This window comes from Streptomyces sp. NPDC002809 (genome assembly GCF_040295435.1).
Taxonomy (GTDB): domain Bacteria; phylum Actinomycetota; class Actinomycetes; order Streptomycetales; family Streptomycetaceae; genus Streptomyces.
Genome location: NZ_JBEOVJ010000003.1, coordinates 245,074 through 257,913, shown reverse-complemented (window position 1 = coordinate 257,913; position 12,840 = coordinate 245,074). Strand labels below are relative to the sequence as shown.

General features: G+C 69.4%; 15 protein-coding genes. 5 read left to right on the top strand and 10 right to left on the bottom strand.

Annotated elements, in window-relative coordinates; all coding sequences use genetic code 11:
* Nucleotides 1-722, bottom strand: a 722-nt coding sequence (gene recA, locus ABT025_RS03665; RefSeq protein WP_350989414.1) for a recombinase RecA, incomplete at its 3' end; no start/stop codon positions are given.
* 433 nt (nucleotides 723-1,155) lie between these two features.
* Between recA and ABT025_RS03660 the strand changes: the two genes are divergently transcribed.
* On the top strand, nucleotides 1,156-1,650 hold the full coding sequence (locus tag ABT025_RS03660; protein ID WP_350989412.1) for a CarD family transcriptional regulator: 495 nt from the start codon (nucleotides 1,156-1,158) through the stop codon (nucleotides 1,648-1,650).
* 16 nt (nucleotides 1,651-1,666) lie between these two features.
* Here the strand turns inward: ABT025_RS03660 and ABT025_RS03655 are convergent, their stop codons facing one another.
* Nucleotides 1,667-1,864: a DUF397 domain-containing protein gene (locus ABT025_RS03655; RefSeq protein ID WP_350989410.1), complete on the bottom strand. Its 198-nt coding sequence runs from the start codon at nucleotides 1,862-1,864 to the stop codon at nucleotides 1,667-1,669.
* Nucleotides 1,861-2,709, bottom strand: a complete 849-nt coding sequence (locus ABT025_RS03650) for a helix-turn-helix domain-containing protein (protein WP_350989406.1) — start codon at nucleotides 2,707-2,709, stop codon at nucleotides 1,861-1,863. The genes ABT025_RS03655 and ABT025_RS03650 overlap by 4 nt, the downstream gene beginning before the upstream one ends.
* Nucleotides 2,710-2,853: 144 nt before the next feature.
* On the opposite strand from ABT025_RS03650, the gene ABT025_RS03645 reads away from it, so the two are divergent.
* The gene (locus tag ABT025_RS03645) at nucleotides 2,854-3,312 is read left to right on the top strand and encodes an ATP-binding protein (protein WP_350989404.1); all 459 of its coding nucleotides are present in this window, start codon (nucleotides 2,854-2,856) and stop codon (nucleotides 3,310-3,312) included.
* 47 nt (nucleotides 3,313-3,359) lie between these two features.
* Here the strand turns inward: ABT025_RS03645 and ABT025_RS03640 are convergent, their stop codons facing one another.
* Both ABT025_RS03640 and ABT025_RS03635 read right to left on the bottom strand, forming a co-directional pair.
* A complete protein-coding gene (locus tag ABT025_RS03640) occupies nucleotides 3,360-5,018 on the bottom strand; it encodes a hypothetical protein (protein ID WP_350989402.1) in 1,659 nt (552 codons plus the stop codon).
* Between the two features lie 195 nt (nucleotides 5,019-5,213).
* Complete coding sequence (locus ABT025_RS03635; protein ID WP_350989400.1) at nucleotides 5,214-5,975, bottom strand: alpha/beta fold hydrolase; 762 nt, start codon at nucleotides 5,973-5,975, stop codon at nucleotides 5,214-5,216.
* 103 nt (nucleotides 5,976-6,078) lie between these two features.
* Here ABT025_RS03635 and ABT025_RS03630 point away from each other — a divergent pair, with 103 nt between their 5' ends.
* Nucleotides 6,079-7,233 carry an adenosine deaminase gene (locus ABT025_RS03630; RefSeq protein ID WP_350989398.1) on the top strand — a complete coding sequence of 385 codons (1,155 nt, stop codon included), beginning with the start codon at nucleotides 6,079-6,081 and terminating at the stop codon, nucleotides 7,231-7,233.
* Between the two features lie 134 nt (nucleotides 7,234-7,367).
* Nucleotides 7,368-7,682, top strand: a complete 315-nt coding sequence (locus ABT025_RS03625; protein WP_350989396.1) for a hypothetical protein — start codon at nucleotides 7,368-7,370, stop codon at nucleotides 7,680-7,682.
* A 73-nt stretch (nucleotides 7,683-7,755) separates the two neighbouring features.
* On the opposite strand, the gene ABT025_RS03620 is transcribed toward ABT025_RS03625, so the two are convergent.
* The 5 genes from ABT025_RS03620 to afsQ1 all read right to left on the bottom strand — a co-directional run bounded on the left by ABT025_RS03620 (nucleotide 7,756) and on the right by afsQ1 (nucleotide 11,682).
* Nucleotides 7,756-7,959 (bottom strand): PspC domain-containing protein, encoded by a 204-nt coding sequence (locus tag ABT025_RS03620; RefSeq protein ID WP_350989394.1) that lies wholly within the window; start codon nucleotides 7,957-7,959, stop codon nucleotides 7,756-7,758.
* Nucleotides 7,960-8,051: 92 nt separating this feature from the next.
* Nucleotides 8,052-8,621 carry a VanZ family protein gene (locus tag ABT025_RS03615; protein WP_350989392.1) on the bottom strand — a complete coding sequence of 190 codons (570 nt, stop codon included), beginning with the start codon at nucleotides 8,619-8,621 and terminating at the stop codon, nucleotides 8,052-8,054.
* A gap of 234 nt (nucleotides 8,622-8,855) precedes the next feature.
* The gene (locus ABT025_RS03610; protein ID WP_350989390.1) at nucleotides 8,856-9,473 is read right to left on the bottom strand and encodes a GerMN domain-containing protein; all 618 of its coding nucleotides are present in this window, start codon (nucleotides 9,471-9,473) and stop codon (nucleotides 8,856-8,858) included.
* Complete coding sequence (locus ABT025_RS03605) at nucleotides 9,470-11,008, bottom strand: ATP-binding protein (protein ID WP_350989388.1); 1,539 nt, start codon at nucleotides 11,006-11,008, stop codon at nucleotides 9,470-9,472. Before ABT025_RS03605 ends, ABT025_RS03610 begins: the two co-directional genes overlap by 4 nt.
* Entirely contained in the window at nucleotides 11,005-11,682 is a 678-nt protein-coding gene (gene afsQ1, locus ABT025_RS03600) for a two-component system response regulator AfsQ1 (protein ID WP_185095372.1), read from the bottom strand. The genes ABT025_RS03605 and afsQ1 overlap by 4 nt, the downstream gene beginning before the upstream one ends.
* Nucleotides 11,683-11,874: 192 nt before the next feature.
* Between afsQ1 and ABT025_RS03595 the strand changes: the two genes are divergently transcribed.
* Nucleotides 11,875-12,636, top strand: a complete 762-nt coding sequence (locus ABT025_RS03595) for a SigE family RNA polymerase sigma factor (RefSeq protein WP_350989385.1) — start codon at nucleotides 11,875-11,877, stop codon at nucleotides 12,634-12,636.
* Nucleotides 12,637-12,840 lie beyond the last annotated feature (204 nt).

The following is a 12,840-nucleotide window of genomic DNA, read 5'->3' as shown; positions in this document are numbered from 1 at the left end:
CGGGTGCGGTTGCCGACCGCGTCGGTGCCGTCCTTGAGCGTCTCGATCCGCCGGATGTCGAGGCGCACCGAGGCGTAGAACTTCAGCGCGCGACCACCGGTGGTGGTCTCCGGCGAGCCGAACATCACCCCGATCTTCTCGCGGAGCTGGTTGATGAAGATCGCCGTGGTCTTGGACTGGTTGAGCGCACTGGTGATCTTCCGCAGCGCCTGGCTCATCAGGCGGGCCTGCAGACCCATGTGCGAGTCGCCCATCCTGCCCTCGATCTCCGCACGGGGCACCAGGGCCGCGACGGAGTCGACGACGATCAGGTCCAGGGCGCCCGAGCGGATCAGCATGTCCACGATCTCGAGAGCCTGCTCACCGTCGTCCGGCTGGGACAGGATGAGGTTGTCGATGTCGACACCGAGCCGCTTCGCGTACTCCGGGTCGAGGGCGTGCTCCGCGTCGATGAAGGCCACCGTGCCGCCGAGCTTCTGCGCGTTCGCCACGGCGTGCAGCGTCAGCGTCGTCTTGCCGGAGGACTCCGGCCCGTACACCTCCACCACACGGCCGCGCGGCAGACCGCCGACGCCGAGCGCCACGTCGAGCGCCGTCGAGCCGGTGGGGATCACCTCGATGGGCTCGTTCGGCCGCTCACCCAGGCGCATCACCGCGCCCTTGCCGAATTGCCGCTCTATCTGCGCCAGGACCAGATCGAGAGATGTGGACTTGTCGGCCATGTGCAACCACGCTTCTCAGCTTTCGCTCCGCACGGCTGTCGCCCGGAGGATATGACAGCGGGCCCCGACGCGGAAGAGAAAGGAATCACCAACGCACCTGCGTACAGTGAGGCCCATCTCATCGATTTGCGTGTCTCGGGCATATTAGCAATGCGTCATTCCGGGTCTCCGTGGCGGGGTCCGTCCCGTACGCAGACGCAGCAGGGTGCATTCTCGGATGTGTGATCAGAATTACACCCATAGGTATGTGCGGTGCAGTGAGACAATGAAGGAGTTCGTTCGCAGATTCCTTGCGCGGCCATCCGTATGGTCGCGCTGATCTCTGCCTCCCGCCCTTGCCTGCCGTCGACGGGCGGCGGGACGGCTGTGCGCCCGGCGTCACACACGGGCGCGGTCGAGCGCGGCGCCGCACGCACAGCGAGGGTTGAAGAGCATGCAGTTCTCCGAGGGCCAGACAGTCATCCACCCCCAGCACGGTCCCGCCACCGTGACCGAGGTCCTCGATCGCCAGGTCAACGGCGGGAGCAGGCGTTACGTCCAGCTCCGAGTCCACAGGACCGACCTGCACGTCGCCGTTCCGGTCGACAAGGCGGACGAGGTGGGACTGCGATCGGTCTACGCCGCCGCACAGGTGAAGGAGTTGCTCGACGTCCTGGGGGCTCCCGCGGGTGAGCCCGAGGAGGCTTGGTCGCGGAGGTTCAAGGCCAACAGCGAGAGGCTCCGGACCGGAGACCTCGCCCTCATCGCCGGCGTCATTCGCGACCTGGCGCGACGTCAGGAGGAGCGCGGGCTCTCCGCGGGGGAGAAGGACATGCTCAAGCATGCCCGGAGCCCGGTCCTCGCAGAACTGGCACTGGCGCTCTCGATCACCGACGCGGAGGCCGAAGAGCTGCTCGACTCCACGATCCTCGGCGGCCACGCCTCTTGAGGGCTCTCCCCGGACTTCACCGCTTCCGCTGGACGGACGCGTACGCGGTGAAGTCCGCCCACGCGGTGACGGAGACGGCGAGTGGGCGGCGGGCGGTGTCCTTGGAGTCGCGGATGCGGACGGCGTCGGGGTGCAGGGCTACCTCGATGCAGTTGTCGCCATCGCCGCCGCTGTAGGTGCTCTTGAACCAGTTCAGCTCTGTGGTGGTGCTCATAGCGCTCCTTGCGTCTGTGCCAGCAAGCTCACCGTAGCCCGGCAATCCAGGGCCTGGGAACGCAGCTTGCCATAGCGTTGAAGCAGGATGCTGACTTCGCTCGGAGCGGTGAGCAGGGCGCTCGAACGGTGACCTTCGGTGTAGCCGAACCACTGGTTGCCCGTGCTCTCGGCCAGATACATCTGCCCGTCGATGCCCGTGTGGTCCTCTTGCCGGAGCGGCATGACCTGGATCTCGACATTGGTGTACCTGCCGATGTTCAGCAGGTGGTCGATGACGACGGCCGTAACCTCCGCCCCGCCCACCCGACGCTCCAGAATGCTTTGCTCGATGATGAAGTTGAAGGCGGTGTTGGGGCGGTCGGACAAGAGCCGCTGTCGCTCAAGTCGAGCCGCTACCTGTCGCTGGATCTGTGTCTCTGTGAGTGGCGGCAGCTGGCGTTCGAACACGGCCCGGATATAGGCCTCGGGCTGCAACAGCCCAGGTACACCCCGGCACTCGTACGCGTACAGCGTGATCGCCTCCTCCTCGATCCCCGCCCACTGCTGAAACCAGGAGGCCAGCCCCGCCCTCCTCCGCAGACTCCGCGCGGCGGCGGCGAGGACCTTGCCCGCGACCGGCCCGAGGGCTTCTGCCGCCCGCTCCGGGAGGTTCTCGGGCGGGAAGCGCTTGCCCTGCTCGATCTTGGCGATGTAGGCGGACGAGTACTGCACGCGAGGCGCGAAATCCTCCTGAGTGAGGCCGGCGGCCTCGCGCAGGGCCTTGAGGACCGCCCCGAACGTCCTCAGGCTGTCGGACGGCTCGGGTTCACCGCTCGCCGTGGTGCTCTCGTGTTCCGCCGTCATCGCCGCCCCGTCTTCCGCGCATCGATCAACTCGGCCATGATCACGGACGGTTACCCACCCCGTCCAGGGCGTCAACCCATACAGGGGAATCTGTATGGGTGTTGTTCCTGCTGACGGGGGTGGTTCAGGCGGAACGCTGGGCGCATGACAGCACTTCAATCCCAACCACCCGTAACCGCCCGTGTGTTCGTCCAGAGGTGTTCCGCCACCCGCCTCGGCGCGACCCTCGCGCGGCGCCTGGCCGTATGGAAGCTCCACACCTGGGACGTCCCGTACGGCACCTCGCTCTCCGACACCGTGGCCCTGCTCGTCGCGGAGCTCGCGGCCAACGCGGTCCTGCACGGACGCGTACCGGGGCGCGACTTCGAGCTGCGGCTGGTGTACGCGTACGGGACCGGGGCCGTGCGGGTCGAGGTCTCCGACACCCACGAGGCCCGGCCGGACACAACAGTCATGCCGCAGCCCGACGCGGAGGCCGACGGGGGCCGGGGCCTCCTCATCGTCGAGGCCGTCGCCTTGCGCTGGGGCGTGAACGACCGGGTCGGGCCGGGGAAGACGGTATGGGCGGAGACGGAGCCGACAGGGGTGCCGGACGGACGGTGAGCTGCTGACGCCTGCGCGGCAGGCAATGTGCGCCCGGGGCGCCCAGGTCACGGCCTGCTGAACGTCACCTCCTTCGAGTCCTTGTCGCGCTTGAAGTTGCCGGCGAAGCCCCAGTTCTTCCAGCCGCCGTCACCGTTGTTGGTGATCGTTCCGTCCTTGACGGCGAACACGTCGACCCCGTCCACCACCGCGAGGTGTTCGAGGCCGGACACTGCGGAGAAGGAGATCTCGTTGAAGTTCTTCACCGCGATGATGTTCGTGTCGGGGAAGCTGCGGCTGTACTCGTCGACCAGCGACTGGTTCAGCTCGGCATCGCCCCCCGGCGTCTTGCCGGTGTAGCCGGTGCCGGGGTACGGCCCGTCGTCCGTGTACTTCGGTGCCCCGTCGTCGAAGTTGACCGATTCCGTACCGGTGGCAAGGGCGTCGGCGTCCAGGTCGGCGGGTTCCGGCTGCTCGAAGGTGGCGTTCATGCCGTCGCGGGTGACGTCGCCGTAGTACGCCCAGTTGGTGTAGCCGCCGTCGCCTTCGTTGGTGAACGTCCCCTTGTCGAAGACGTAGACGTCGAACACGGCCCGGCCCGAGGCGATCTCGTCCCCGGATTCGTCGGCGTGGTACTCGTTGGAGTTCAGCCGGTATCTGCCGTGGTCGATGAGCGTGTCCGGCTTCTCGGCCCAGTGCGAGGACTGTTCCGAGTGCATCGCGACCACGTTGTAGTCGGGGTAGCAGCGGCGCATGTCGTTCACCAGCATCCGGACCGCCTGCGTCGAACCCTCGTTGTCCAGCGGGGAGTACGTGTCGTAGTACCGGCTCCGGTCGGGCGGTTCCTGGCCCTCGATCTGGCAGCCCTCGTCGCCGGGCTTCCAGTCCTTCTTGCGTTTCGGGCGGGGAGGCTCTTCGAACGTGACGGTGCGGCGGTCCTCGCTGATGTCGAACACGCCCTTGAACGCACGGTTCTTCCAGCCGAGGTCGGCGTCGTCGGCCCAGGTGAACTTCCCCTTCTTGAACGCGTAGACGCGGTACGTCGTGCCGCTGATCTCGACGGTCTGGATCATCGCCGCGCCGTCCATCTGCTGCAGATCGCCCTCGTGCGGCTGCGCGATGACGATGTTGTAGTCGGGGAGGCAGTAGGAGAGGTCCTCGAGCGCCAGCTTGACCCGCTTCTCCTTGTTCTTCTCGTTGCTGATCTTCTCCGCCACGAAGTTGACCAGGTACGAGTAGCCCCAGGCAGCGGCCGTGCCGACGGCCCCGCTGCCCGGTACGGAGACCGACGAGTGCGAGGACCGTTCCCTCGGCTCGAAGCACAGGCTGGGGAGTGCGTTGTCCTCGGTGTCGTCGGAGGTCTTCACGGTTCTGCTGTGGGGCTCGCCCTGCCCGCCGTGGATGCTGCCGGGCAACCCGCCGCGCTCACCGGGTTGCGCGCCGGCGGCGTCGGCCGGCGCGAAGGATTCGGCGGGGGCGGGCTGCCCGTCACCTGCGACATCGTTGTCATGAGTGACATCGTTGTCATCCTGGCAAGAGGCGCTCCCCCCGAACTCCAGGACGCGGCAGACCTGTTGCTGTGCGGTGTCGGCGATGTCGCCCCCGAGGGACGTGGCAAGGAGTGCGCCGACCACGCCGGCCGACACCGTCACCATCGCCACGTAGTCGATCGCCGACTGTCCCGCGCTCGTGCGCCGGTCCCGGCGCGTTCGTTCGCTGCTGTGCACGTCTCACCCCGTCATGGCTCGCTCGGATCGGGTCACCGGCGGCTGTGCGGCTGCCGGGTGTGAACCGTAACGAGCGTGACGGGGCCTACGGACAGTGCCCAAAGGCCCATACCAGGACCCAAATCGGGAGGGCGGATCCCGTGGGTCCGCAAGTGTGGGCGGTGAGTTCGGCGCCCACGCCTGCGGAGCGTCCCCTCACCCCCGCAACGACTTCCCGAACCCCGCGGCCAACGGCATCCGCAGCCCCAGCGGCGGCGGGGCCGCCAGTGCGTCGGCGACCGGGCGGGCGTAGGAGTGGGCGAAGAGGGAGCCGCGGACGAAGTCCGCTGCCAGGGCGGCCACTTCGGCGTGGTGCTGGCGTAGCGCGTGGCCGTCCGAGTGGACCTCGAAGCGGCAGGTGTCGCGGTTGGACTTCTTGGCGCGTTCGGCCAGCCGGAAGGAGAGTTCGGGATCGGATCGGGCGTCGTTCGTGCCGTGGACCAGCAGGACCTGACGGCCGACCAGGTGCTTGACCGGTTCGGGTTCGGCGTCCGGGTCGCCCGGCAGCCAGGGGGCCATCGCGAGGACCGAGGTGACTGCGGGGTGGCCGCCCGCGCGGAGGGCCGCGCGGCCGCCCATGCCGTGGCCGGCCAGGCAGACCGGGATGTCGCCGTAGCGGCGTACGACCTCGTCCACCGCCCATTCGGCGTCCGCCGCGAGGTGGGCGTCCGTGGTGTTCCAGCCGCGGCAGCGGTAGTGCACGACGTGGGCGGCGAGGCCGTCGCCGCCGCCGGCGCGGGCCAGGGACCGGGCCAGGGGGAGCCGAAGGGCGTAGGAGAGAGAGGAGGGGCGGCGGTACGAGTACGGCTCGCCGTCCGGGAGCAGCAGGACCACGCCGCTGACCGTGGTGGATGCTCCGGCCGTCCTGACGGCCCGTCCCAGCCTTGCAGCAGGCAGGGGGAGTGCGCGCTGTGCCATGACGCAACAGTGTCAGAAGGGCAGGTGTACGCCACCCGTATTCGCGGTCTCTGTTACGTATCGTCGAGCGGCGCTCTACGCGCGTAGGCGCTAGAGTGCGCAGATGATGAGCCCGACCCTCAATGTGCCCGGCCAGGATCAGATCCGGCGTGCCCCCAAGGTCCTTCTCCATGACCACCTCGACGGCGGCCTGCGCCCCGGGACGATCGTCGACCTGGCCGCGGCGAACGGATACGACGGACTTCCGGAGGCCGATCCCGACAAGCTCGGTATCTGGTTCCGAGAAGCCGCTGACTCCGGTTCGCTGGAGCGGTATCTGGAGACGTTCGCCCATACCTGCGCCGTCATGCAGACCCGTGACGCGCTGGTCAGGGTCGCCGCGGAGTGTGCCGAGGACCTTGCCGCGGACGGTGTCGTCTACGCCGAGATCCGGTACGCGCCCGAGCAGCACCTGGAAGCCGGGCTGACCCTCGAAGAGGTCGTCGAGGCGGTCAACGAGGGCTTCCGTGAGGGTGAGCGCAGGGCGCGCCAGGACGGCAACCGGATCAGGGTGGGCGCGCTGCTCACCGCGATGCGGCACGCCGCGCGGTCGCTGGAGATCGCCGAACTGGCCAACAGCTACCGCGAGCAGGGCGTCGTCGGCTTCGACATCGCGGGCGCGGAGGCGGGCTTCCCGCCCACCCGGCACCTCGACGCCTTCGAGTACCTCAAGCGCGAGAACAACCACTTCACCATCCACGCGGGCGAGGCCTTCGGGCTGCCGTCGATCTGGCAGGCCATCCAGTGGTGCGGCGCCGACCGGCTCGGTCACGGTGTCCGGATCATCGACGACATCGAGGTCGCGGAGGACGGCAGTGTGAAGCTCGGCCGCCTGGCCTCCTACGTACGGGACAAGCGCATCCCGCTGGAGCTCTGCCCGACCTCCAACCTGCAGACCGGTGCCGCGGCCTCGTACGCCGAGCACCCGATCGGGCTGCTGCGCAGGCTTCACTTCCGTGCCACGGTGAACACGGACAACAGGCTGATGAGCGGTACGAGCATGAGCCAGGAATTCGAGAAGCTGACCGAGACCTTCGGATACACGCTCGAAGACATGCAGTGGTTCACCGTCAATGCGATGAAATCAGCATTCATTCCTTTCGATGAACGTCTGGCGATGATCAGCGACGTCATCAAGCCCGGATATGCCGAGCTGAAGTCCGAATGGCTCTTCGAGCAGACCGCTGCGACCAGCGTTTCTACCTCGGTCGCCGGCTGAACGACCGCCTTCGGGAAACGGCCGGGTGCGTGATTCCCGGCCGTTTCCCGTGTTTTTCGATGTTTGCGGGACGGGCAGTGGGCTGACTACCTTGCAGAGCCGCTCACATCCCCTTCCCCAAGGATGAATTTCACATGAAGCAGTCTGCTGCCAGGACTCTCGGCGTCGCCGCTCTCGGTGCCGCATTCGCCGCTGCCGCCGCCGGTACCGCTTCGGCCTCCGCGCTGCCCCTGGACGCCGCGACCAGCGCCCTGCCCGTCGCCGGCGCACTGGCGAACGCCACCTCGACCCTGCCGGTCCAGGACACCGCCACCGAGCTCCTCGGCACCAGCCAGACGAAGGTCCTGGGCGACGTCGCGGCCCCGGCCAAGGGCCTCCTCGGCGGTATGCCCGCCGGTGGCCTGACGACGAACGGTCTGTCGGCCAACGGTCTGCCGCTCGGCCGCTGACGCACCGGCTTCGCACCTGCCTGTGGGCGGGCACCCGTTGTCGGGTGTCCGCCCACAGCCATGCGCAGGGGGCCTACCAGGCGGTCGCGGACGACGCCCTCTCCTCGGGGAGCAGCAGCCACAGCGCCAGATAGAGCAGGAACTGCGGGCCCGGCAGCAGGCACGAGACGACGAAGATGATGCGCATGGTCCTCGTGGAGGTGCCGAAGCGCCGTGCCAGCGCTGCGCACACTCCGCCGAGCATGCGTCCGTCACGGGGGCGGGCAAGTGCGGCCATGGTGGGCTCCTTCGCGAACCGTTGCTGGGGGAGCGGTCCGTTGCGCTCCCGATGTATCCAGGATGGCTCGCGGAACGGGGCAAAGCGTCGCTCTACGGGGCTATGCCGACCCTGGAAATCGTCGGGGTCGACCCCTGAGGGGCCGATCCCGCCGAGGCCCGGGCCTCGTGGCCGACGCGGGGCAGCGCCCGGACGCGCTGCTGCTTGCGGCGGCGCAGCCGCGCCCGCCAGGCCGGGACGATCAGGACGTGGGCGAGCCCGACACCGATGGTGTTCAGGATCAGCGAGTCGACGTCGACGACCTGGCCGGGCACCCCGGTCTGGCCCAGTTCGATGGCCAGTGAGATCAGCGACCCGGCCGCGACCGTACGGGCAAGTGAGAACCACGGCGAGACGAAGAGCCGTCCCCCGGCGAGCGGCAGCAGCACGCCGAGCGGTGCCAGCAGCAGGAGCTCCTTGCCGATGCGGCGGGCGGCGGCGGCCGGGCCGAGGGAGAGGTCGGCCTTGATGCCGGCGAACGGATGGAGGTTGGCGGCGGTCATCCACGGCACGTCCAGCGGGCGCAGAGTCAGCCACCCGACAAGCAGCAGATGCGCGAGGAGCAGAGACACTCCGACCGCGCGGAAGCGGATGACGGCTTGACCGCCCGAACCTTGACGCACGCCACCCAAGACGCGGGCGGCGGCAGGATCGGTTCCGCTCGGGCGGGGGAGACCTGCCTCACGCCGTGCTGTGAGCCTGGGCCGCGTGCTCGACCCATGAGCCCGAGCCGTGTGCCCGACCCATGAGCCCAGCCGCGTGCCTGAGGCGTGTGCCCGAGCCGTGAGCCGCGTGCCCGTGCCGCGTGCCCGACCCATGAGCCCAGCCGCGTGCGTTCCTCCCGGGCCCGGCGCCGCTCAGGGCAGTTGGACCGCGCCCGTCGTCGGTACTTCCTTCGGGCTGGCCTTCGTCTCCGTGGTGCACAGGTAGGCGCGGGGCGCGTAGCTGCCCGGGCCGCCCAGCGTCACCGAGCCGTCGTGGACGAGCGACTCGCTCTCGGTGTACGTGCAGACGATCTGCGCCAGCGCCTCGGACGGCAGGTCCTCCGGCTGCTCGCTGAGGCGCATCGTGCCCTTCGGGTCGCCCGTGCGCGGGCCGCCGACCCGCAGCGCCGCGGGGACGTGGGTGGAGAAGCCCGCCTGCCGCTCGGCGCCGGGCGGTTCCCGGCGCAGCTCGTCCAGAAGGGCGCGGGCGATCCGGAGCCGGTCCGATGCCGTCTCCTGGACCTGAACCGTGCGGTCCACGGTGACCAGTTCCGAGGCGCAGACCAGATAGACCTGTACGGGGATGCCCAGCTGGGCCTGGGTGGTGATGTCCTCCGCCGGCATGGCGCACGGCACCCGTGACGGGGCCGGGCCCGCGTCGACGGGCACCGAGGTGGTCCTGATTCCGCAGCCCGCCGCCAGCACGGCGCAGAGCACGGCACCGGCCAGGGCCGCGGCGGGGCGGCGGCCCCGGCGTTCGCTGCGCGTCACGTCGCGTCGTCCTCCTCGTCCGGGATCTCGGCCTCGCGACCTTCGGTGGTGCCGTCCAGTGCCTCGGCGTCGCGCGGCAGGCGCAGGACGAACACCGCGCCGTCGCCGTCAGGCGAGTTCGCGGCGGTGATGTCGCCGCCGTGGATGTGCGCGTTCTCCATGGCGATCGACAGGCCGAGACCGCTGCCCTCGGAACGCGGCCTGGAGGCGCTGGCCTTGTAGAAGCGGTCGAAGACGTGCGGGAGCACGTCCTCGGGGATGCCGGGGCCGTGGTCGCGCACCTCGATGACGAGGTCGTCGCCCTGGGTCCGTACCGCGACGCGTACCGGCGAACCGCCGTGCTTCAGCGCGTTCCCGATCAGATTGGCCAGGATCACATCCAGCCGGCGCGGGTCGAGGCGGACCATCATGCCGCGCTCGGCGTCCAGGTCCACCGCGTCCAGCCAGGCCCGGGCGTCGATGCAGGCGGTCACCTGGTCGGCGACGTCGACGGTGTCGAGGACGAGGCGGGCCGTGCCCGCGTCGAAGCGGGTGACCTCCATCAGGTTCTCCACCAGGTCGTTGAGGCGCCGGGTCTCGCTGACCACCAGGTGCACGGCGGGCGCGATCATCGGGTCGAGGCTGTCGGCCTCGTCCTCCAGCACCTCGGCGACCGCGGTGATCGCGGTGAGCGGGGTGCGCAGTTCGTGCGACATGTCGGCGACGAAGCGGCGGCTGGACTCCTCCCGCGCGCTCATGTCCGCGACCTTCTTCTCCAGGGAGCTCGCCGCCCTGTTGAACGTTCTGGAGAGATCGGCCAGTTCATCCGTGCCGGACACCACGAGCCGGGTGTCGAGCTTGCCTTCGCCGAGCTTGCGGGCGGCGTCGCCGAGCCGCTGCACGGGACGCAGTACCGTCGTCGCCGCGGCCTGCGCGAGCAGAGCGGAGCCGACCAGGGCCAGCGCGGTGGCGATCCCCAGTGACCAGGCGAGGGAGTTGAGGTCCTGCCGTTCCTGGTCGAGGGACTTGAGCATGTAGCCCGTCGGACCACCGCCGATGATCTTCGTGCCGGCGACGAGGTACGGCGTGCCGTGTATGGATATCCGCTGCCAGAACAGGTGGTACTGGTACTTGTTGCCCGCCTTGACGGGCTGCTTCTTGTCGACCTGCTTCTGCAGCGACGCCGGTACGTTGTCGCGGGTGAAGGTGTCCAGGTCGGAGTTGCCGACGATCGGCTTGCCGGGGTCGCGCTCGTCGATCAGCAGCACGCTGTAGCCGGGGCTGCTGCTCGCCATCTGCACGGCGGCGGTCTGCAGGTCCTCCTTGGTGGGGCTCAGCGGCAGCGAGGCCGCCCGGCTCTGCATCTCCTGACGGAAGTCCCCGAGCGCGGAGTCCTGCGTACGGGTCAGCACCGCCTCGCGGTTCAGCCAGTACGCGATCCCGGACGCGGACACCGCGGCGGTCAGCGCGACCAGCGCGAACACGACGACGAGCCGCAGCCGCAGGCTGGTCCAGCGGAGCCCGGCGAGCAGGCTCCGCCGCACAGCCGTACTCACTGCGGCGAGTCCAGCCGGTATCCCACGCCCCGCACGGTACGGATCAGGGTCGGCGAGGACGGTACGTCCTCCACCTTCGCGCGCAGCCGCTGGACACAGGCGTCCACCAGCCTGGAGTCACCGAGGTAGTCGTGCTCCCAGACCAGGCGCAGCAGCTGCTGCCGGGACAGGGCCTGGCCCGGCCGGCGGCTCAGCTCCAGCAGGAGGCGCAGCTCGGTCGGCGTGAGCTGCAGGTCCTCCCCGTTCTTGGTCACGGTCATGGCGGAGCGGTCGATCACCACGCTGCCGAACGTCGCGGAGTCGGTGGACTCGCGCTCACCGCGGCGCAGCACCGCGCGGATGCGGGCGTCGAGCACCCGCCCCTGCACGGGTTTCACCACGTAGTCGTCGGCGCCGGACTCCAGACCGACCACGACGTCGATGTCGTCGCTGCGCGCGGTCAGCAGGATGATCGGCAGTTGGTCGGTGCGCCGGATGCGCCGGCACACCTCGAAACCGTCGATTCCGGGCAGCATCACATCCAGCACGACCAGGTCGGGTCGCTGCTCGCGCAGCAGGTTGAGGCCGTCCTCTCCCGTCGCCGCAGTGGCCACACGGTGGCCCTGGCGTGACAGCGAGAGTTCGAGGGCCGTGCGGATGGCGTCGTCGTCCTCGATCAGCAACAGGAAAGGCACGTTGGTCATTCTGACCCATGGGGGTGCCCTAGTTCGACAGTTGGTCCCCTCTCATGCATCACGCGACCCCGAATCGGGTCTGCGCCGGGCCCTGTGACAGGTCTGTGACAGTCGGCGGACAGCCCCATGAAATCGCCCCGGCAAGCTCGTTGACACAAGGAACGGACGGACTCCACCGACGGGGGGCGCGAGATGAACGCAACGCACAACATCACCACCAGCGCAGTTGTCACGCGTCTCCACGACGTCGGCCGGAGCACCGAGAAGTCCGGCGCCGCATTGAACGGGCGGGGGTGCGTTCGAGGCGCCGGGCGTCAGCACCCGTCGTACATGACGGTGGTCGACGCACCTGCCGCGACAGGCGCGGGCAACGGGGGAAGCGCGTACGGGGAGGTCACGGGGGAGCGGAAGGCCCCGGCGCAGGCCGAGGACGCCGAAGCGGCGTTCACGGCCTACGTCCGGGAGCGCCGCGCCTCCCTGTACGCCACCGCCTATCACCTGACCGGTGACCGGTTCGAGGCCGAGGATCTGCTGCAGAGCGCCCTCTTCTCGACGTACCGGGCATGGGACCGGATCAGTGACAAGGCGGCGGTCGGCGGCTATCTGCGCCGCACCATGACGAACCTGCACATCAGCGCCTGGCGCAGGCGCAAGCTGAACGAATACCCGACCGAGGAGCTGCCGGAGACGGCGGGCGACACGGACGCGATGCGCGGTACGGAGCTGCGCGCCGTGCTCTGGCAGGCGCTGGCGCGACTGCCCGAGACACAGCGCACGATGCTGGTCCTGCGCTACTACGAGGGCCGTACGGACCCCGAGATCGCGTCCATCCTCGACATCAGTGTCGGCACGGTGAAGTCCAGCATCTGGCGGTCGCTCCGCCGGCTGCGCGAGGACGAGGTCCTCAGCTTCGGCCGTGACGAGGAGGAGTCCTTCGGCGAGCTGGTGGCCTGAGGCAGGGGGAAACGGGGAAACGGGGCCGCCGCTTCGGGGGAGGCGGCGGTGTACGGGGGAAACGGGGTCGTCGCCTCGGGGGAGGCGGCGGCGTACGGGGAGCACGGGGGAGCTGAGGGGTCGGACGGGCCGGGGGGTCCTGTCCGGCCCTTCGGCGCGTTCGCCGGGGGTTCCGGGGGCGGGGTGTTCGGGGCGCTGCCCCCG